Origin of the sequence: Pannonibacter sp. XCT-53, assembly GCF_009915765.1 — a bacterium.
In the GTDB taxonomy this organism is placed as follows: domain Bacteria; phylum Pseudomonadota; class Alphaproteobacteria; order Rhizobiales; family Stappiaceae; genus Pannonibacter; species Pannonibacter tanglangensis.
The window spans coordinates 787,706-807,566 of sequence record NZ_JAABLQ010000001.1; the positions used below are offsets into that span (position 1 = coordinate 787,706).

General features: G+C 68.0%; 19 protein-coding genes. 13 read left to right on the top strand and 6 right to left on the bottom strand.

Translation table 11 applies throughout. The features are described from left to right. The first annotated feature begins 205 nt into the window (after positions 1 to 205). The 4 genes from GWI72_RS03730 (at position 206) to GWI72_RS03745 (ending at position 4,322) form a co-directional block, all read left to right on the top strand. On the top strand, positions 206 to 727 hold the full coding sequence (locus GWI72_RS03730; protein WP_161707878.1) for a DUF2867 domain-containing protein: 522 nt from the start codon (positions 206 to 208) through the stop codon (positions 725 to 727). 96 nt (positions 728 to 823) lie between these two features. Next, positions 824 to 2,071, top strand: coding sequence for a GGDEF domain-containing protein (locus GWI72_RS03735; RefSeq protein WP_161707879.1), 1,248 nt, complete (start codon positions 824 to 826; stop codon positions 2,069 to 2,071). 220 nt (positions 2,072 to 2,291) lie between these two features. Beyond that, positions 2,292 to 3,515, top strand: a complete 1,224-nt coding sequence (locus GWI72_RS03740) for a GGDEF domain-containing protein (RefSeq protein WP_161675700.1) — start codon at positions 2,292 to 2,294, stop codon at positions 3,513 to 3,515. A 192-nt stretch (positions 3,516 to 3,707) separates the two neighbouring features. Continuing rightward, the gene (locus tag GWI72_RS03745; RefSeq protein WP_161675701.1) at positions 3,708 to 4,322 is read left to right on the top strand and encodes an ATP-dependent Clp protease proteolytic subunit; all 615 of its coding nucleotides are present in this window, start codon (positions 3,708 to 3,710) and stop codon (positions 4,320 to 4,322) included. A 370-nt stretch (positions 4,323 to 4,692) separates the two neighbouring features. Here GWI72_RS03745 and GWI72_RS03750 read toward each other — a convergent pair whose 3' ends face one another. Together GWI72_RS03750 and GWI72_RS03755 are read right to left on the bottom strand one after the other, a co-directional pair. Next, positions 4,693 to 5,070 (bottom strand): globin domain-containing protein, encoded by a 378-nt coding sequence (locus tag GWI72_RS03750; RefSeq protein ID WP_161675702.1) that lies wholly within the window; start codon positions 5,068 to 5,070, stop codon positions 4,693 to 4,695. 114 nt (positions 5,071 to 5,184) lie between these two features. Next, positions 5,185 to 5,793 (bottom strand): thiamine phosphate synthase, encoded by a 609-nt coding sequence (locus GWI72_RS03755; RefSeq protein ID WP_161675703.1) that lies wholly within the window; start codon positions 5,791 to 5,793, stop codon positions 5,185 to 5,187. A gap of 56 nt (positions 5,794 to 5,849) precedes the next feature. Between GWI72_RS03755 and GWI72_RS03760 the strand changes: the two genes are divergently transcribed. Together GWI72_RS03760 and GWI72_RS03765 are read left to right on the top strand one after the other, a co-directional pair. Beyond that, positions 5,850 to 6,650, top strand: a complete 801-nt coding sequence (locus tag GWI72_RS03760) for a YdcF family protein (protein WP_161707880.1) — start codon at positions 5,850 to 5,852, stop codon at positions 6,648 to 6,650. A gap of 116 nt (positions 6,651 to 6,766) precedes the next feature. Beyond that, positions 6,767 to 8,011: an adenylate/guanylate cyclase domain-containing protein gene (locus GWI72_RS03765; protein WP_161707881.1), complete on the top strand. Its 1,245-nt coding sequence runs from the start codon at positions 6,767 to 6,769 to the stop codon at positions 8,009 to 8,011. On the opposite strand, the gene GWI72_RS03770 is transcribed toward GWI72_RS03765, so the two are convergent. After that, positions 7,894 to 8,652: a DUF599 domain-containing protein gene (locus GWI72_RS03770; RefSeq protein WP_161707882.1), complete on the bottom strand. Its 759-nt coding sequence runs from the start codon at positions 8,650 to 8,652 to the stop codon at positions 7,894 to 7,896. The genes GWI72_RS03765 and GWI72_RS03770 overlap by 118 nt on opposite strands. Positions 8,653 to 8,909: 257 nt before the next feature. Here GWI72_RS03770 and GWI72_RS20290 point away from each other — a divergent pair, with 257 nt between their 5' ends. Continuing rightward, on the top strand, positions 8,910 to 9,044 hold the full coding sequence (locus tag GWI72_RS20290) for a hypothetical protein (protein ID WP_280116327.1): 135 nt from the start codon (positions 8,910 to 8,912) through the stop codon (positions 9,042 to 9,044). A gap of 156 nt (positions 9,045 to 9,200) precedes the next feature. Here the strand turns inward: GWI72_RS20290 and GWI72_RS03775 are convergent, their stop codons facing one another. Together GWI72_RS03775 and GWI72_RS03780 are read right to left on the bottom strand one after the other, a co-directional pair. Continuing rightward, on the bottom strand, positions 9,201 to 9,749 hold the full coding sequence (locus GWI72_RS03775) for a hypothetical protein (protein WP_161675707.1): 549 nt from the start codon (positions 9,747 to 9,749) through the stop codon (positions 9,201 to 9,203). A 51-nt stretch (positions 9,750 to 9,800) separates the two neighbouring features. After that, entirely contained in the window at positions 9,801 to 11,363 is a 1,563-nt protein-coding gene (locus tag GWI72_RS03780) for an NAD-dependent epimerase/dehydratase family protein (RefSeq protein ID WP_161707883.1), read from the bottom strand. A 136-nt stretch (positions 11,364 to 11,499) separates the two neighbouring features. On the opposite strand from GWI72_RS03780, the gene GWI72_RS03785 reads away from it, so the two are divergent. From GWI72_RS03785 to GWI72_RS03795, 3 genes are all read left to right on the top strand, one after another. Then, entirely contained in the window at positions 11,500 to 11,934 is a 435-nt protein-coding gene (locus GWI72_RS03785; RefSeq protein ID WP_161675709.1) for a DUF1489 family protein, read from the top strand. Between the two features lie 85 nt (positions 11,935 to 12,019). Beyond that, positions 12,020 to 12,883, top strand: coding sequence for a VWA domain-containing protein (locus GWI72_RS03790; protein ID WP_244314194.1), 864 nt, complete (start codon positions 12,020 to 12,022; stop codon positions 12,881 to 12,883). Between the two features lie 22 nt (positions 12,884 to 12,905). After that, positions 12,906 to 13,604, top strand: coding sequence for a DnaJ domain-containing protein (locus GWI72_RS03795; RefSeq protein ID WP_161707884.1), 699 nt, complete (start codon positions 12,906 to 12,908; stop codon positions 13,602 to 13,604). 16 nt (positions 13,605 to 13,620) lie between these two features. On the opposite strand, the gene GWI72_RS03800 is transcribed toward GWI72_RS03795, so the two are convergent. Then, a complete protein-coding gene (locus tag GWI72_RS03800; RefSeq protein WP_209000048.1) occupies positions 13,621 to 15,192 on the bottom strand; it encodes a serine hydrolase in 1,572 nt (523 codons plus the stop codon). Positions 15,193 to 15,608: 416 nt separating this feature from the next. On the opposite strand from GWI72_RS03800, the gene GWI72_RS03805 reads away from it, so the two are divergent. The 3 genes from GWI72_RS03805 (at position 15,609) to clpA (ending at position 19,383) form a co-directional block, all read left to right on the top strand. Then, the gene (locus GWI72_RS03805) at positions 15,609 to 15,941 is read left to right on the top strand and encodes a phasin family protein (protein ID WP_161675712.1); all 333 of its coding nucleotides are present in this window, start codon (positions 15,609 to 15,611) and stop codon (positions 15,939 to 15,941) included. Between the two features lie 670 nt (positions 15,942 to 16,611). Beyond that, positions 16,612 to 16,941 (top strand): ATP-dependent Clp protease adapter ClpS, encoded by a 330-nt coding sequence (gene clpS / locus GWI72_RS03810; protein ID WP_161675713.1) that lies wholly within the window; start codon positions 16,612 to 16,614, stop codon positions 16,939 to 16,941. Between the two features lie 12 nt (positions 16,942 to 16,953). After that, positions 16,954 to 19,383: an ATP-dependent Clp protease ATP-binding subunit ClpA gene (clpA, locus tag GWI72_RS03815; RefSeq protein ID WP_161707886.1), complete on the top strand. Its 2,430-nt coding sequence runs from the start codon at positions 16,954 to 16,956 to the stop codon at positions 19,381 to 19,383. The last annotated feature ends 478 nt before the right edge of the window (positions 19,384 to 19,861 follow it).

Sequence of the window (19,861 nt, forward strand, 5' to 3'; positions counted from 1 at the left end):
ACCGGGCCCGTAAAGGACCCAGGACAAACCCGGCTCCCGGACATGTGTGCCGGGAGCTGGCGCGACGCGCGGCGGGTGCCGGCAGGGCGTCCGGGCGCCTGCCATCGGGCTGCGGCATTCGGCGCCGCCCTGCCGCCGGCCGGGCCTGCTAGTCTCGCGGCCATCGGGACGCCGATGGCGGCTGCCCGGAAACGGGAGCCCGCCCATGCCGACTGCCTTGCCCCGGGACGCCAGCGCGCGGCCCTTCCTGATGGCTCCCCGGGAGGAGCTGCATTTCTATGACCGGCGCAGCGTCCACCTTGCCCGCGCGGTGACGGCGCTGGACGGCTGGAAGCTCATGCGCAGCCAGCCCTCCGTCCTGCTCGATCTGGCGATGCGCCTGCGCGATGCGATTGCCTGCCGTTTCGGCGTGGCGCCGATCCGGGGTTTTGCGCCCCGGGTTCCGGCCGGACTTCGCGCAGGTGACCGGCTCGGCTTCTTCACCGTCGACCACGTCAGCGACACCGACCTCGTCCTCACCGTGCGCGACCGCCATCTCGACGTGATGACCTGGCTCGCCGTCGACGGTCTGGCCTTTTCCGTCACCAGCTCGGTCAGGGTGCACAATCTGTTCGGCCGGCTCTACATGCTGCCCGTGGCGCCGGCCCACAAGTTGATCGTTGCGGCCGATCTCCGCCGCCTGCGGCGTCTTGTCGGCTCCCCGGGGAAATCCGATCGGCAGATTTAACGAGCCCGTAAAGACTCCCGAGGCATAGTTCCTGCCATCGAATCAGGCAGGCCCGCCCGGCAGACGCCTGGACCCGGCGTCACTCGGGGAGTTTCCATGGTTCTCGACAGCCTCACCGTTCTGTTTGCGCTGGCTCCGGTCAGCCTGATGGTCGGGGTGTTCCTGTTCGTCGTCTGGAACCGTGACCGCAGCGAGCCGGGCCTGTGGTTGTGGGCGGTCAGCCTGTTCGTGCGCGCCCCGGCCTTTGTCCTGCTGTCCCTGCGCGGCGCCATCTCCGACCTGCTGTCCATCGCTCTCGCCAACGCGCTGATGCTGGTCGGTGTCGGCCTTGCCATCATTGCCACGCGGGCGCTGGGCCGGCGTTCCACCTCGCCCTGGCTCGCCTTTGCTCCGGTGGCGCTCTGGGGCCTGATCTGTGCCACGCCCGCGCTCTATGGCAACGACGAGAACCGCGTCGTGGCGCTCACCCTGATCCAGGCCTGCTGCAGCGGGGTGATTGCCTATGAATTCCTGCGCTGCAAGGTCGGCAGCCGCGCGCTCTGCCTGACCCTGTCCTGCCTGATTGCCTCCATGACCACGGTGCAGCTGGTCCGCGTCGGGCTGATCCTCGTGGCGGACGAACCCTACCTGCTGGACGGCAGCAATGCTTCGCTTGCTGCCACGATCTATCTGCAGCTGCTGGCGGTGTTCCTCGGCGGCCTCATCTCGATGGCGCTGTTCTGTGGTGCGCGCCTGCGCGCGCTGCAGCAGATCGCCGACGAGGACAGCCTCACCGGCGCCTTCAACCGCGAGGCCTTCCGCGACCGCGCCGAGGCCAGCCTCGCGATGGCCCGCCAGACCCGGGACGATGCTGTCCTGCTGGCCATCGACCTGGACCGTTTCAAGGCGCTCAACGACCTGCACGGTCACGCCGAGGGCGACCGGATCCTGATGGAGTTCGGCCGTCGCCTGAAGGCGCTGATGCCGGCCGGTGCCGTGCTCGGCCGCATTGGCGGCGACGAGTTCGCCGTGTTTCTGCGCGGGGAGGCCGCGCGCCATGCGGCCTCGCTTGCGGCGCGCATCTGCGGCGTGATGCTGCGCGGCTCCGGCGGTGATCCGGCGGTGCTGCCGATCCTCGTCACCGCCAGCGCCGGTCTGGCCCAGGCCGTGGACGGCGAGACGCTCGAGACCCTGATGCAGCGCGCCGACATGGCGCTCTATGACGCCAAGCGCAAGGGTCGTGATCAGGTCAGCCTCGCCGCCGGCGCTGCGGGGCCGGGCCTGCTGTGGCCGCGTGCCGTGCCGGCATCCTCCGGCCTGCCCGTGCCGCCGGCCGTCCAGGCGCCCCGGCCGGTTGCCGGCTGATCTGCGCCACCCGTTCCCGGGGTCAGCCCCCACTCGGCAGCTCCCGGTCCCCGGTCTCCCTTGGCCAGCCAGCCGGGTCAGTGCGTCTGGGCCTCCCGGCCCGGGTCAGGACCGGCCTTAACGTGGCGCTAAAGCCTCAGCCCTAATGTCTGGACATATGGTCGGTGACGGCAGGCGGCCTTGCGCTGCGGCCCCGATGGCCTCCCGTCTTGAAGCTGAAATGACACCCGACGCCCGCACCCTTTTCGTCGTCATCGCGCTCCTGTCCTTCGGCGCCGGCTTTCTGCTGCTCGGTCTCTGGTCGGGCATGCGGCACCGCCAGGGCCTGCGCACCTGGGCCATCAGCCTCTGGGTCCGGGCCCCCGGCTTCCTGCTCCTGGCCGGGCGCGGCACCGTGCCGCTCTGGCTCACCGTCGATGTCTCCAATGCGCTGATGTGCGTCGGCAGCGGGTTCGGATATGTGGCCGCGCGCGAGCTCTCCGGTGCGCGCCTGTCCCCGCTGGCGCGGGGGCTCATCTGTTTCGGCCCCGCCGTCGCCTGGCTTGCGGGCTGCTGGATGCCGGCCCTCTACGACGACGTGACCTTGCGCACGCTTGCCGTCGCGCTGCCGCTCGGGGCCTATGCGCTGGCCACGGCCTGGGCCTTCCTCGGGCTCGCGCAGACCTCGCGCCGGGTGCGGCTGGGCTTTTCGGTGCTGTGGCTGATCGGGGCCAGCGGTCATTTCGCCCGCGCCGGGCTGGTGCTTGTTGTCCCGCCCGACCCGCAGGTCATGAACCCCAGCCCGCTCTTCACGCTGACGCTGCTGGTGCCGATCCTCGCCTTCACGCTGGGGCTGTTCTGGATCGGATTCCTGTACCGCGAGTGGACCCTGACGGAACTGCAGCGCCACGCCGAGCGGGACTGGCTCACCGGCGTCCTCAACCGGGCCGGCTTTCTCCGGCTGGCGCGGGCGCGCCTGCCGGTCGGCGGCGGCGGCGGGGGAGGGGCGGTGCTGCTGCTCGATCTCGACCATTTCAAGGCGATCAATGACCGCCACGGCCATGCGACCGGCGACCGGGTGCTGATGGCCTTCTGCCGGCGGGCCGAGGTGACATTGCCGCCCTCGGCCGTGCTCGGGCGCATCGGCGGCGAGGAGTTTGCGGTTGCGCTGGCGCCGGGCTGTCCGGATCCCGTTGCGGTTGGCGAGCGGCTGCGCGCCGCGCTGGCCGAGCGGCCGCCGCTGGAGGATCTGCCGGATGTCCGCGTCACGGTGAGCGCCGGGGTCGCGATCTCGCCCGCGCCCGGACTGCCGCTCGAGGTGCTGCTCAACGGGGCCGATGCGGCGCTCTACGAGGCCAAGAGCCGGGGGCGCGACCGGGTCTGTGTCTGGAACGTCGATCCCCGTGCCGGGGCACGGGCCTCCGGGCCGCTGGCGGGCGCCTCCGCCGGGGCGGGGATGGCATGAATTTCCGCCGGCGCGGCCGGCCAAAGGCGAATTAGGGCTTGCCGGAGCGGGCGGCGTTGCCCAGTTGATAACCGTTGCCCGCCTAAACTCGCCTTCCGTGTTTGCGAGGCGTCACCGCTTCGCTTAAGTATGGGTCAGAAAGAACCGCGCCGGCCATGGCCGGCAGGACGTCACAAGGGAGCTTCCCAGCGCATGAGCCATCATTACATGTCGGTGCCCGCTCGCCTCGAGGATGACGAGGACGAGAAGACCAAGACGCCGCAGTCGATCCCGGTCGACAAGCATCTCTTTGATGCCCGCACCGTGCTGATCACCGGGCCGATCACCCAGGAACTGGCGCGCGACGTCTGCTCCCGGCTGCTGGCCCTTGCCCAGGTGTCCAGCGATCCGATCACGGTCATCGTGTCCTCGCCCGGCGGTCACGTCGAATCGGGCGACATGATCCATGACACCATCCGCTTCATCCGTCCGGACGTGCGCATTCTCGGCATGGGCTGGGTGGCGAGCGCCGGTGCGCTGATCTACGTCTCGGTGCCGAAGGAAATGCGCTTCTGCACCCCCAACACCCGTTTCCTGCTGCATCAACCGTCCGGTGGTGCCGGCGGCATGGCGACCGACATCGAGATCCAGGCCCGCGAGATCCTCAAGATGCGCGACCGCCTCAACAAGATCTTCGCCGACGCGACCGGCCAGCCGATCGAGCGCATCGAGAAGGACACGGACCGCGACTACTGGATGAGCCCGGAAGAGGGCATCGAGTACGGCCTCGTCGGCAAGATTGCTGCCTCCGTCGACGACCTGAAGTAAGCCGGCCGTCTGGCCGGCGGAGGTTGATGACAAACCCTCAATCGTCATCCCGGCCCAGCTGAGCGTCAGCGAAGCGCCGAGCCGGGATCCAGATATCAGCCGCGCGAAGCGCGACACACCTGTCGGTCGCAAGTCGTATCGAGTTGACGTGGTTTTGGGCTCGCTTGCGCTCGCACAGACATGCTGGATTCCGGATCTGCGGTTCGCGAAACGCTCACCTTGTCCGGAATGACGGCAAACGGACGAAACGTCGAAGTTTGTCAGCAGTCTGAGCCGGCCGTCTGGCCGGCGGTGGCTCCACCGAGATGAAAGACCCCGCGGACCGGCCGGTCCGCGGGGTTTTTGCGTTCGGGCCGGGGCGTGGGCCGGCTCAGGCGTAGCGGGGCTGGGCGGAGGCGACGGCGGCGGCCGACAGCGACACCGGGTGCGGGCTGCGCACCACATGGCAGCGCACCTGTTCCAGCGCGCGGCGCACGTCGCGTTCAAGGCCGGCCGCCTGCGGCGAGGCCGTCAGGACCTCGGTCAGCGCATCCACCAGCCGGTCATAGGCCTGATGCCCGCAACAGAACGGGGCCACCGTCTGGTGCAGCGCCGGGCCCTCGTAGACCGGCGCGCCGCCGAACAGGAACACCAGGAATTCGGCGAACTCCTCGCGCGCCTCGACCTGCTCCGGGTGCCCGCCGGACAGGGTTGCCTCGAGTGCGCGACGGATGGCGGCACGGCCGCCAAGCTCAAGATAAAGCGTCATTTTTTGCCCCATGCGTGAGAACTCGTCTCAACAGGGACACCATCGCGCATCCCGGCACCGGACCCTGTGATGTGGGTCACGGGTTGCCGCAATCCGCCAGGCTGGCGGCCAGCGTCAGCTCCGGCGCCAGGTCTCCCGCGCGGCCAGCCAGTCCCGGCAGCGCGCCTCCGGATCCGGGTGGTTCAGCACGTCGGTGATGACGCAGACGCTGTCGGCGCCGGCCGCATAGACGGACGCCGCGCTCTCCAGCGTCAGGCCACCGATCGCCACCAGCGGACAGGTCACGCGCCGGCGCCACTCGCCGATGCGGCCAAGTCCCTGTGTCGGATAGTCCACCTTCTTGCCCCGGGCCTCGAAGATCGGGCCGAGGGCCACGTAGTCGGGCGCGTGCTGCAGCGCCCGGTCCAGCTCCTCCGGCGTGTGGGTGGATAGGCCCAGCCGGATCCCGGCCCGGCGCAGCGCGCCGACATCGGCCGTGTCCAGGTCCTCCTGACCGAGATGGACCCAGTCCGCACCGGCCGTCAGGGCGGCCTCCCAATGGTCATTGACGATCAGTGTCGCACCGGCGGCGTTGCACAGTCGGCTGGCTTCCCTTATCTGCGAAAGGACGGTTGCTTCGTCCTGGTCCTTCACGCGAAGCTGGACGAGCTTCAATCCGACCGGCAGGAGGCGTTCAATCCAGTCTGTCGAATTCACGATGAGATAGAAGCGGTCGAGGGTCACGGGCAGATCTCCGGGCGGGAATGTCGCGCAGCCACATAGCAGACTGGCCAGGGAACATGTTCTTTTATCTTGCGAAGCTGTTCTTTCTCGTGGCGCGGCCGTCGAACTTTCTCGTTCTGCTGGCGCTCGCGGGTCTGTGCGCGCTGCTGTTTGCCCGGACCCGCCGACTTGGACGCCTTGCGGTCGGGGCGGCGGTCCTCGGGCTGGCGGTCGCCGGGTTCTCGCCGCTGGCCAACATCGTCCTCCTGCCGCTCGAGCAGCGGTTCAGCCATCCGGATCCGCTGCCGGCGCATGTGGACGGGATCATCGTTCTCGGCGGGGCCATCGACACGGTCGTCTCCGGCGTCCGTCCCTATCCGGCGATCACCACCGCCGGCGAGCGCCTGACGGTCGTGCCCGATCTCGCACGCCGCTATCCGGCGGCCCGCATCGTTCATTCCGGCGGGCAGGGCGTGCTCTTCGGCAACACCTCCACGGAGGCCGAGGCGGCGCAGCGCATCTTCGCCGGCTTCGGTCTTGATCCGGCGCGGGTGCTGCTGGAAGGCAAGTCGCGCAACACCTGGGAAAATGCCATGGAGACCCGCGCCCTGCTGCGGCCGAAGGACGGTGAGACCTACCTTCTCGTCACCTCGGCCATGCACATGCCGCGCGCCATGGGCGTCTTCCGCCAGGCGGGCTGGACCGGGCTCGTGCCCTATCCGGTCGACTGGCGCACCCGGGGCGAGGAGGACCGCTGGCTCGGCTTCGACGCGATCTCCGAGGGGCTGACCCGGCTCGACCTGGCGGTGCGCGAGTGGATCGGCCTTGTCGCCTACTGGCTGAGCGGACGCAGCAGCGCCCTGTTTCCCGCGCCCTGAGCGGCGGCTTCACTGTTCTTTGCCGGTAAACGGTCGATTTCCGTCCGGGCGTCTTTCAAGCCGGCCTGGCGGGCCCTATCTTGAGGGACAAGGAACAGCACGAAGGAACCGCGGCCATGTCGCTCGAGGCCCCGCTGATCGCCGCCGATGTCATGCAATGGCTGTCGAGCGAGGCGATCGGCATCAAGGACAGTCTGAAGCTGGTCAGCGAACTGGGCGAACGGCTCAACGCCGCCAAGGTTCCCGTCGACCGCATCACCACCGGCATCACGCTGCTGCATCCCAACGTGCGCGCCGAAAGCGCCATCTGGACCACCGACGGCGAACGGGCGCTGCGCCGCTACATGGAGGCGGAGAACCTCGAGGAGGCCTACAACAGCAGCCCGCTGAAGGTCGTCTATGTCGAGGGCCGCACGGTGCGCGTGCGCATCACGCCCGAGCCCGAGGGCTGGGAATATGGCATCATCCCGGACCTGCGCGCCGACGGCTACACCGACTACATTGCCCTGCCGATGCCTTTCACGGATGGCAGCCGCAAGGCCCTGACGGTCGCGACCAAGGCCCCCGGCGGCTTTACCCTGTCGCATGTCGCCGTGTTCGAGACGATCGTGCGGCCCATCGGCCTCATCTGCGAGCTGAACACGCTGCGGCGCACGGCGGAGACGGTGCTGAACACCTATGTCGGCCCGCGCGCCGGCTCCAAGGTTCTCACCGGCACCATCAAGCGCGGGGAGGGCGAGCACATCTCGGCGGTCGTCAGCTTCGCCGACCTGCGCGGCTTCACCGAGCTGTCGAACCAGCTGCCGGCCGACAAGCTCATCCGGCTGCTCAATGCCTATTTCGGGGCCATGGCCGAATCGGTCGAGGCGCAGGGGGGCGAGATCCTAAAGTTCATCGGCGACGAGGTCATGGCCATCTTCCCCTATGCCACGGAAGAGGAGGCCCGGCTTGCCGCCAGGCGCGCCCTGATTGCCTCGCGCGATGCGGTGCTGCGCATTGCCGACATCAACGCGCGCTGCAGCGAGGAGGTGCCGCCGATCCGGGCCGGCATTGCCCTGCATGCCGGGGACGTCTTCTTCGGCAATGTCGGCAGCGAGACGCGGCTTGATTTCACGGTGATCGGCCCGGTGGTCAACCTTGCCTCGCGCATCGCCGATCTGGCCAAGCATCTTGACCGGGACATCCTCGTCTCCGAGGCGATTGCCGACCTGATGGGGTGCCACCACGGCCTGCGCGGCACCTATTACGTGAAGGGGTTCGCCGATCCGGTGTCGGTCTTCTCGCCCGACATCGAGGCGATGGCGGCGGGCGGTGCCTGTTCCGAGATCATGATGGCCTCGCGCGCATTCGACGCGAACTGACGCCGCAGCAGGACGATCAGCACCAGCAGCGTCGTCACCGCCAGCGCGTGCGGGCCGGCGAACCAGCCCATGAAGCCGATGGAAAAGAAGAACGCCCGCTGGCCGCGGTTGAAGTGCCGGCCGGCGAGGGCGTTGAGGCGGCCGGCCTTGTGGGCCGTGCGCGCCAGCTCCTCAGGGTCGCCGGTCACCGAATCGGGCACGGCCCCCATGACGATGCTGGCGTAGTTGAACAGCCGGTAGGCCCAGCTGAACTTGAAGAAGGCGTAGGCGAAGATCAGCATCAGGCCGAGCACCTTCACCTCCCACAGCACCCGGTTTGCCTCCACCGGCACCGACAGGTCGCCCGCGATCTCCACGATCCGGTCGGCCGCGTCGAGCAGCGTGAAGGCGCCGCCGATGGCCAGAAGCGCGGTCGAGGCAAAGAAGGCCGTGCCCTGCTGCAGGCCGGTCAGGATCGCCGTGTCCATGATCCGCACCTGCCGCGCCGCCATCTCCTGCATCCAGCGATAGCGGTAGGTCTCCATCCGCATCGACAGGGTCCGGTGCTTGAGCGGCGAGAGTTCCACCAGCACGTTGAAGCCCAGCCAGGCGATCAGGAACCAGGCCACGGCGAGCCAGTCGAGCGGTGTGAAGGCAGTCATGAAATCGGCCCAGTCCTTGCCCAGTGGTTAACTGAATCAAACAGCGTTCCCAACCTCCCTGATTTATCAACGGGATGACGGTCAGGTGCAAGCACTTGATCTCCCTCAGGCATTTTCGAGCAATGCATAGCCGGCTGAGCAGCTGTCACTTTTTTGCGCTTGCGAAGGTGTTAGGAAGACATTAAATCTCATGCCGCAAAGCCGCCATATTCGGACCCTGCGGGGACCGGGGGCAGCTTGAAAAGACAAGGGTTTTCATGGACGAAAACGTACAGAAGTCCTGCTGGGGCGTCACCGCGTGGACGGTGCTCGTTCTCGGGGGCATGCTGGCACTGATCATGCTGTTCGCCGACGCTGAAACCGCCACCACGGCCGTGAGCATCGCCCGCTGAACCGGGATCGTGAGACCAGATTGACAGAGGCGCGGAGCAATCCGCGCCTTTCGTCTTTTCATCGCCCGGGTTCCAGGGACTTGCCGGTTCGGGACAGGGCGCCGAGGGGCTTGCGCTGTCCGGCCGGCAGCGCCCGCCGGCGGGTCGCCGTGACGGTCAGTGCCCGCGCGCGGCCCGCGGACGGCTTGCGAAGTAGCGATGCGCCTCCATCTGCCGCACGACCGTCCTGCCGTCCGGCCGGCTGACCAGAAACCCGGCATAGCTGCTGCCACCGGCCTCGAACAGCACCAGCATTGCCTCGCCGACCTGCGGCCAGGCGATGCGTGCGCCGAATGTGTCGACGTCCTCCAGCCGCGTCTTGCCGGTCAGCGTGAGGATGTCGTCGCGGCGCAGGGTGATCGATTCGCTGCCGCCCCAGTCCACCGCCGCCAGGCCTTGTGGCAGACGGGGAAGGGTCAGGCGCACCTGGTCGAAGGTGAGCACCATCGCCGATCCGTCGCGCGTGAGGTCGACCAGCACTTCCACCGTGCCGAGATCGGTGCCCATTTCGGTCCGCTGCCCGTCTGCAGCGGTGGTGAAGCCGGCGGTGTTGACGAGCTGGTAGGGCCCGAGCGCGATCAGATCCTCGCTCCGGCTCGCCGTGGCTGGCAAGGTGACGAGCAACAGCATCGCCAGAACCAGGCGTCCGAGCAGGGAATGGCGCATGACTTGCGGGCTCCGGGAGGAGAGGAACCGTCAGAGCCTAGGCGAGTGCCGTTACGGTTTGGTTTCCGGGCCCGTGCCGGCCGGATCGGCCAGGTCCGGATCGAGCGGCCGGACCCGTTCATCGCCCGCCTCGGCGATGGCCTCGGGGTCCAGTTCCCGGTCCAGATCGCGGATGCCGGCCTGGGCGTCGTCGTCCGCAGACATCGTGCCCGGGGTCGCCTCCGTGCCCTCATCCGTGCCCGCCGCGGTGCCCGCCGCAGTATCCGGCTCTGGACTCGCGTCCTCGGGGCTCTCCGCATCCGGCATGTCGCCGGCCGGCGGCAGCGGTTGCCCGGGTTCCACATCGATCACGAAGGGGCCACCGGCCTCCACGTCGGCGGCCACAGCCCTTGCCTTGCGCGGCAGCGGCGGCAGTTCGTCCTCGGCCAGGTCCATGCCGACAAGGTCGTCTCCAGACCAGTCGTCTCCGGGCCAGTCGTCTCCGGGGAGGTCTTCTGCGCCGAGGTCCTCTGCGGTCGGCAGCGGCGGCTCCGGTTGCGGCGCGAGCCCAGTTTCGGGGCCAGTCTCAGCCGCATTCTCAGTTTCGGGCTCAGGCTGCGCCGGTGCCCCGGCCAGGGCAGCCTCGGCCTCTGTCTCCGCGTCCGGTGCCGAGCCTGCGTCGATCCCGGCCGCGCCGACGGCTCCGGCCATATCCGGCCGGGCCGTGTCTGCCGGAGTGTCGCCGCGACGGCGCGGCGCGGCAGGCAGGGGTCCGACCGCAACCTCGACCAGCGTTTCCAGCGAGGTACAGACCGGCTGCCAGCCCAGCATCCGCATGGCCCGGGTTGCCGAGACGATCTGCGAGCGGGCATAGCCGGCGGCCGTGTCGTGGCGCGGCTCGATGTCGGGCGCAGGCGCCGTGGCCAGCACCACCTCCGCCCCGCTGGCGGCGGCCACGCAGGCGGCGATGTCGCCGACGCGGGCCCCGGCGACGCCGGCCCCGATCAGGCTCAGCCGGAACTGCGACGAGGCGAGCGCCCTCAGATAGAGATCGGCGAGGTCATCCGCGTCCACCAGCGGCCAGATCGTGTCGGCGCTGGCGCGGGTGACGAAGGGCGTGCCGGAGACGGCTGCCTCCGCCATTTCCGCAAGCGGTCCGCGTCCCGGGGCCGAGACCAGCGCCGGATGGATGATGGCGACGCCCATGCGCGGCAGGGTCTGCAGCGACCGCACCAGTTCGCCGAGATGCGAGAAGGCGGGCAGGGGGTCGAAGGCGGCGCTTTCGCTCAGCGGCCGTGCCGGGCTTGCCGGAAACGCCCAGACGCCGCCCGTGTAGACGAGGCGCGGCGGTTCGGCGACCTCGGCGGCGACGCGCCGCAGCAGCGCCACGAGCCGGCGTTCCTCGCCCGCCATGTCCGGTCCGAAGGTGGCCCCGGCATGGATGATGCCGCGGCAGGCCATGGCCGTTGCGATCCACTGGTCCGGATTGGCCAGATCCCCGGCCACCGGGGTCGCACCCGCATCGGCCAGCCAGCGGGCGCTGGCGCTGGAGCGGGCAAGGGCGGCAACGGTCTTCCCCTCGGCCAGAAGACGCCGGAGAATTGCGCTGCCAATGGTGCCGGTACCGCCGGTCAAGAAAACGTCCATGGGATCAATCAAGCTGCGTCGCCCCGGAAAGGCAAGGGGGGGAGGCGGGCCGGGCTGTGCATAAGCCGGGCCGGCCGCAGGGAGGGTCTATGCCCGCCGGGGCGGGCTTGTTAGGGAAATGGGTATGGCATTGCACATCGTCAAACTCTGTGTCGGCGCCGACAGCGTCGAGGACCTTCAGGCGTGGATCGACTTCCGCATGGACCAGCTTGCGGCGGCCGGTCTCCCGCGCGAGCAGGCCCATACGACCCGCATGGTGCCGACGCGCAAGGACGAGATCCTCGACGGCGGCTCGCTCTACTGGGTCATCAAGGGCTACATCCAGGTCCGTCAGCCGCTGGTCGACATCCGGCCCTTCAAGGACACCGACGGCATCACGCGGTGTGATCTCGTGCTTGAGCCGCGCCTCATCCTGACCCAGATGCAGCCGCGCCGGCCGTTCCAGGGCTGGCGCTACCTGAAGCCGGAGGAGGCGCCGGCCGACATGCGTGGCAGCAGCGGCGGTCAGGACCTGCCCGAGGAGATGCGCCGCGACCTCGCCGAGCTCGGGCTGCTCTGAACCGTCGCCAGCCCCTTGCCTTCCTCCGGCGGATTTCCAACCTTACAGCAGGCCGGGCGGCTCGGGCGCCGGCAAGGGAGGATGGATGGCCAGCGCCGATGACAGGGATCAGGGGGATGAGCGAGCGGACCGCCGGACAGGCACGGCCAGACCAGGCTGGTGGCCCCGGGCGCAGGCCTCCGGTGCGGACCCGTTCGCGGCCCCTGACCGTCGCCCCACGGGCCAGACTGATCCGTCCGCGGCATCCGGTGCGGTCGCCCCGCGTTCCTCCGCTGCCGAAGTCGCGAGCTTCCTGACGCAGGCGAGCCGGATCGCGCCGCCCGTCCAGACCACGCCGGCCACGGCCCGGCTGATGTTTGCCCTCGATGCCACCATGAGCCGCCAGCCGACCTGGGACCGCGCGCGGGACCTGCAGGCCGGCATGTTCGAGGAGGCGGCGCGGCTTGGTGGCCTCGCGGTGCGGCTGGTCTATTTCCGGGGTCTTGATGAATGCCGGGCCTCGCCCTGGGTCGAGGATCCCCGTCGGCTTGCCGGGCTGATGGCGAAGGTCGGCTGCGAGGGCGGCCACACCCAGATCCGCAAGGTCCTGTCGGCGGCGCGCGAGGCGGCCGGAGCCGGCGGGCTCAAGGCACTGGTCTATGTCGGCGACTGTGTCGAGGAGGACATCGATCTCCTCTGCGCGCGGGCCGGCGAGCTGGCCCTGCTCGGCGTGCCGGTGTTCCTGTTCCAGGAAGGCAACGATCCGGTTGCGGCCCGGGCCTTTGGCGAGATCGCCCGGCTGACGCGCGGGGTCCATCTGGCCTTTGATCATCGCTCTGCTGCCGAACTTGCCGGGCTCCTGCGCGCGGTGGCGGCCTATGCGGCCGGCGGGCTCGGCGGCCTTGAGCAGCTTGGCCGGCGTGGAAACGCCGGTGCCCGCCTGCTGCTCAGCCACATCTCACCCGGGTGACGGGATCAGGACAAGGTCGACGATGCTGTATTTTCTCGGTGGTCTTGCCCTGCTGGGCATCCTCCTCTTCGCCGGGCGGCGCTTTGTCGCGGCCAATCCGGCCCGGCTTGCCATGAACGGCAGGCTTGCCTTCGGCGGGATCCTGCTCGCGGTGGCCGCGATCCTCGGACTGACGGGGCGGATGGGGCTTGCCGTGCCGGCGGCCATCTTCGGCGTGGCGCTGCTGCGGGCCGGCTGGGGCCAGGCGGCGGCAGCGGGTCCGCGCAAGGCCGGACAAAGGTCGCGGGTGCGGACGGCGCTGATCGAGATGGAGCTGGATCATGACAGCGGTCGCATGACCGGCATCGTTCTGGCCGGAACCTTCAGCGGCCGGGAGCTGGACAGCCTGCTGCCGCCCGAGCTCAAGGGCCTGTGGCAGGAGGCTGCCACAGACCGGGACAGCAGGGCCCTAGCCGAAGCTTACCTCGACCGCCGGCTTCCCGGCTGGCGTGTAGACTTCGAGGCGGATGCCGCAGACGGGCAGGGCGGCGCGACGGGCGCGGGCGCCATGACAGATCAGGAGGCCTACCAGATCCTGGGGCTTGCGCCCGGCGCCGGCGAAGCGGAAATCCGAGCGGCGCACCGCCGGCTTATGAAGCGGCTCCACCCCGACCACGGTGGCACCACCTTCCTCGCGGCGAAACTCAACGAGGCTAAAGACAAGCTTCTCCGACGACATTGATCCACCCCAATACGCGTTACTGGTAGACGGCATAGCAGTTGAACTTCGCACGCTTCAGCGTCCTGCAGGCTGCAAGTGCGTCGTTCTTGTCTTCAAATCCGACGAAACGGGCCCGGAACAGCGTCTGGCCGTTCGAGTTCACCGGTTCGGTGTGCAGGCTGGTCTTGCGCAGCGAAGCGCCGGTGGCGTCGCGGGCCTTCTTCAGCAGCCCGATGGCAGCGGTCTCGGATTCGGCCGCGCCGATCTGCACCTGCCAGCCCGGAACGGCTTCGGCCGCATTGTTGGTGGCCACCGTCACGGTCGTGTCGCTGGCACGGGCGCTGGCCACGGGCATCACCGGATCAAGCGAGGCGACGCGGGTCGTCGGCGCTGCGGCAGCCTCCTGCGTTTCCGGGGCCGGGACGGTCTCCACCGGAGCGGCAGCGACGGCGTCGAAGGTCGCGGCAAAGCGCGGATTGGCAATCGAGCCCGTGGTCATTGCCACGCTCTCACCCTGCTGGGCGGGGGCGGGAACGGGGCGCGGCGGGATCGGAGCACGGACCGGTGCGGCGGCCGAGGCCTGTGCCTGCGCGGGAGCGGGCGTCGGCGCCGGGACGCGGGCCGGGGCTTCGGCCACGGGGGCCGGACGCGGGGCAGTCACCGGGGCGCTCACGGGCGCGCTTGCCGGAGCCGCGGCAACCACGGCCGGGGCGCGGTCGGGCTTTGCGTCCGGAACCGGGGCCTTGAGCGGCGCCCGCACCCGCAGCGGCGCGGTCGGCTTGTCGTCGGCGGCCGAGGCGAGGGCCAGCGGGCCGGAGCGGGAGACGATCGGCGGAGCGGTGCGGCGGCCGGTGCTGGCTTCCTTCATGTACTGGTTGATCAGCCGGACCATCTGCGCATCGCGGGAGCGGCCGGTGGCCCCGCCCATCACGACGGCGACGATGTGGCGCCCGTCGCGCTCGACGGAGGTCACCAGGTTGAAGCCCGAGGCGCGGATGTAGCCGGTCTTGATGCCATTGACGCCCGGCACCGCGCCGAGCAGGCGGTTGTGGTTGCCATGGGTGCGGCCGCGAAAATTGAACGAGCGCGTCTTGAAGAAGTCGAAATAGGCCGGGAAGCGCTCGTGCAGGGCGCGGCCGAGCAGGGCCATGTCGCGCGCGGTGGTGCGCTGGCCCGGGTTGGGCAGGCCGTGCGGGTTCTTGAAGGTCGAGCGGGACATGCCGAGCTGGCGGGCGGTGCGCGTCATGCGGTCGGCGAAGCGGGCTTCCGTGCCGCCGATGTGTTCGGCGATCACCATCGAGGCGTCGTTGGCCGACTTGGTGACGAGGCCGAGGATCGCGTCGCGGACGCTGATCGTCGAACCGGCGCGCAGGCCGAGCTTCGACGGGGCCTGGGCGGCGGCGCGGGCCGAGACGCGCATCGGCGTGTCGAGCTTGATGCGGCCGGCCTCCAGATCCTCGAAGACCACATAAAGCGTCATCATCTTCGTCAGCGAGGCGGGGAAGCGCAGCTCGTCGGCCGAGTCCGAATAGAGAACCTCGCCCGTCTTGGCATCAACGACGATGCCCGCATATTTCGGGCCCTGCTGCGCCACGGCCGGCGTGGCCACGACGCACGCGGTGACGACCGCAACCTGAGCAATCTTCCGTGCAATCCGAGAAAAAGAGAATGCTGCCAGAAACCTACGCATACCGCCCGAACTCTCAATGTCCCCATCCTGGGGCATGACCCTTTGACAAGGAATGCCGGATCCGCTGCCGTCCCCCGACGGCGCGGATCGCTGATCCCTTGCCCCCTACTTCGGCCAGTGTGGTCGCAACGCGGTTACGAATGAGTAAAACGGGCGTTCATTTTAAGCACTCGTGAACCCTACCGAGCGGGCGTCTACGTGGTTCTGCTGAGCGGGTTTTTGCAGTGCAAAATGAATCTTGACTTTTTTGTGCGCTGCGTGATTATGGCGCAACTCGGCGTTCCGGGGTCTAACCGCGCTTCCCGACGGGAAGCCCGCACATGCGAGGGCAGGACATGATCAACAATTTCGAAGACATGCAGAAGTACAGCAAGGAACACATGGACCTGGCGCTGCAGACCGCCGGAAATGTGACCAAGGGCCTGCAGGCAATTGCCTCGGAACTCGCCGACTTCCAGAAGAAGTCCTTCGAGGAAGGCACCGCTGCGGTCGAGAAGATCATGGCTTCCAAGTCGCTGGACAAGGCTCTCGAGGCCCAGACCGACTACGTGAAGACCTCCTACGAGGCCGCCATGACCAAGTTCACTAAGATCGGTGAAATGTACACCGATCTCGCCAAGGACGCCTACAAGCCCTACGAAGGCCTGTTCGGCAAGGCCGCCAAGTAAGGCAGCGCCGCGTCCCGGGCCTCAGGGCCCCGCAGTTTCGACGCCCGGAAACCGGTTCGGTTTCCGGGCGTCTTGCATTTCGGGTGCCGCACGCCCGTGCGCCGGAATTTTTTGCACTGCAAAATAATCGGCGTGCCGGGCCGGCGGACGCCACGCGGGGGCGGTCCCCTGCCGGTTCTGTCGGCGGCCGGATGCGGGCTGGCGCCGGCGGGGAGGCGCGCGCCGCCGCTCCGGGCGTCCCAAGCTTCACTCAGGATTGATCTTCCATAATGCGAAAACGGTCCTACATCTCCGGAAAGGTCGCAACCAGTGGCTCACTTTGGCGCGGAGTAGGTGAAACAGACCATTGCGCCGGACCCGAGGGCAGGTAAGGATTGCGGGCAGGACCTTCGGGCCTGGCCTGTGCGTCGGGTTTCCAGGCAAGCCCTTTTTCCCGTCTTCCGGTGAAGGGCTTGGTTACGGTCGGCGCTCTAGACTGGGGGCAGCCGGACCGGTTCGAGGGCGACTGGCAGTGAAGGCGACTGGCCGGGCGCGGGTGCGCCGCGGTCGGGCAGCGTGATTGGGCAGGGTGCCCGGAAACGGTGGCGCCGGCGGGCGGGCAGATGGTCTGTCCCGCTCCGGCAGGGCCGCCCCGGTGACGGGCAGGACGAAGAGGCAGACGGGTTTAGGCATGGCAAGCGGATCGCGCCGGGACGAGGACGGGGAAGGCGGAACGGTTGTCGTCACCAAGACGAGAACCGTCACGAAACGGCCCAATCTCTATCGGGTACTGTTGCTCAACGACGATTACACCCCGATGGAGTTCGTCATTCACGTGGTGGAGCGCTTCTTCCAGAAGAACCGGGAGGAAGCGACCCGGATCATGCTGCACGTCCATCATCATGGCGTCGGCGAATGTGGCGTCTACACATATGAGGTGGCCGAAACGAAAGTAACCCAGGTGATGGATTTCGCCCGCAAACATCAACATCCGCTGCAATGCGTGATGGAGAAGAAGTAAGGGGACAAGCTCGTGCCGTCATTCTCCCGAAGCCTTGAAAAGGCCCTGCACCAGGCACTCGCCTTCGCCAACGAGCGACAGCAGGAATACGCGACGCTGGAGCATCTCCTGCTCGCACTCATCGATGACCAGGACGCAGCGGCCGTCATGCGGGCGTGCAACGTCGATCTGGATGTGCTCAAGCGCAATCTGGTGGACTACATCGAGACCGAATTGGAAAATCTCGTCACCGATGGCGACGAGGATTCCAAGCCGACTGCCGGGTTCCAGCGCGTGATCCAGCGCGCCGTGATCCACGTCCAGTCTTCCGGCCGGGAGGAAGTGACCGGCGCAAACGTGCTCGTCGCGATCTTTGCCGAACGCGAGAGCCATGCGGCCTATTTCCTGCAGGAGCAGGACATGACCCGCTACGACGCTGTGAACTACATCTCGCACGGCATCGCCAAGCGGCCCGGATTGTCCGAGCCCCGGCCCGTGCAGGGGGTCGAGGACGAAGCAGCCATGCCGGAAGACGTCGAGACCAAGCCGAAGAAGAAGACCGATGCGCTCGAAGCCTATTGCGTCAATCTCAACGAGAAGGCGCGGGCAGGCAAGATCGACCCGCTGATCGGTCGTGACAGCGAGATTTCGCGCACGATCCAGATCCTGTGCCGTCGCTCCAAGAACAATCCGCTGTTCGTCGGCGATCCGGGCGTCGGCAAGACCGCCATCGCGGAGGGCCTTGCCCTGCGCATCATCCGCAAGGATGTGCCGGAGGTCCTGCAGGACGCCACCATCTTCGCGCTCGACATGGGCACGCTGCTCGCCGGCACCCGCTACCGCGGCGACTTCGAGGAGCGGCTGAAGCAGGTGGTCAAGGAGATCGAGGAGTATCCCGGTGCGGTGATGTTCATCGACGAGATCCACACGGTCATCGGTGCGGGCGCGACCTCGGGTGGGGCGATGGACGCCTCCAACCTGCTGAAGCCGGCGCTCGCCTCCGGCGCGATCCGCTGCATCGGCTCGACCACCTACAAGGAGTATCGCCAGTTCTTCGAGAAGGACCGTGCCCTCGTGCGCCGGTTCCAGAAGATCGACGTCAACGAGCCGACGGTCAGCGATGCGATCGAGATCCTCAAGGGCCTCAAGCCCTATTTCGAGGACTTCCACAAGGTCAAGTACACCAACGACGCCATCAAGACGGCGGTGGAGCTGTCGGCCAAGTACATCAATGACCGCAAGCTGCCGGACAAGGCCATTGATGTTCTGGACGAGACCGGGGCGTCCCAGGCCCTGCTGCCCGAGAGCCGCCGTCGCAAGACCATCGGCGTCAAGGAGATCGAGACCACCATCGCCACCATGGCCCGCATCCCGCCGAAGTCCGTGTCCAAGGATGACGCCGAGGTGCTGTCCAAGCTCTCGGAGGACCTGAAGCGGGTCGTCTATGGCCAGGACAAGGCCATCGAGACGCTGGCGAGCGCCATCAAGCTGGCCCGTGCCGGCCTGCGCGAGCCGAACAAGCCGATCGGCAGCTATCTGTTCTCCGGTCCGACCGGTGTCGGCAAGACCGAAGTGGCGCGCCAGCTGGCCTCGTCGCTGGGTGTCGAGCTGCTGCGCTTCGACATGTCGGAATACATGGAGCGGCACACCGTCAGCCGTCTGATCGGTGCGCCTCCGGGCTATGTCGGCTTCGACCAGGGCGGCCTGCTCACCGATGGCGTCGACCAGCATCCGCATTGCGTGCTGCTGCTTGACGAGATCGAGAAGGCGCATCCGGACCTCTACAACATCCTGTTGCAGGTGATGGACCACGGCAAGCTGACCGACCACAACGGCAAGCAGGTCGATTTCCGCAATGTCATCCTGATCATGACGACCAACGCCGGGGCGGCCGACATGGCCAAGGCGCCGGTCGGCTTCAACCAGGTGAAGCGGGAAGGCGATGACCGGGAGGCGATCAACCGCCTGTTCACGCCGGAGTTCCGCAACCGTCTCGACGCGATCATCCCCTTCGGCAACCTGCCGATCGAGGTCATCTACCAGGTGGTCGAGAAGTTCGTGATGCAGCTGGAAGCCCAGCTGGCCGACCGCGGCGTCACCTTCGAGCTGACGCAGGATGCCGTCGCCTGGCTGGCCGACAAGGGCTACGACAGCCAGATGGGGGCCCGGCCGCTCGGCCGTGTCATCCAGGAGCACATCAAGCGGCCGCTGGCCGACGAGGTGCTGTTCGGCAAGCTCAAGAAGGGCGGCACGGTCAAGGTCTCGGTCAGCGAGGACAAGGCCGGCCTGCTGCTGGAGACGGTCGAGGACAAGCCGGTGCGGCCGGAGCCGCCGAAGGCCGCTGCCAAGCCCAAGCGCAAGCGCAAGCCGGCCGCCAAGAAGCTGGAGCCGGTGGTCGAGGCCAAGTCCCCGCCCGCCCGCTCCAAGAAGAGCCTTGTCCCGAAAGTCCCGCTCGCGGACTGAGCGGACTGCGCAAGACATCAGCAGCCCGGCCGGAAACGGCCGGGTTCAGACTGATGACAAACCCTCTCTCGTCATCCCGGACGCAGCGAAGCGGAGATCCGGGACCGGAGAGCTCAGGTCCTTCCGGGGTTAACGCATTGAAATTTTGAGGCTTCGACTCTCCGTTCCCGGCCCGGCGCTTCGCCTGGCCGGGATGACTTCGGTGCGATCGAGGTTGGTCATCAGGTTCAACCCGGCCGACAGCCGGGTTTTTTGTTGCGTAAAGCGTAGGGGTCAAACACCGCGCTGTCCCGGCCTTGAGCCGGGACCGACGTCCAATCCTGTCTGCGCCATCAGTGATCCGGCAGCCTTGCCAGCGTGACAGGCCCCGGCACAAGGCCGGGACGGCGGAGGAAAACGCGTCGCTCGCCCTTTCCCCCAGACGCGGACCTGCTGGCCCCTCCTGACGGGTGGCAGGGGCAGGGGGGCAATGCTAGGC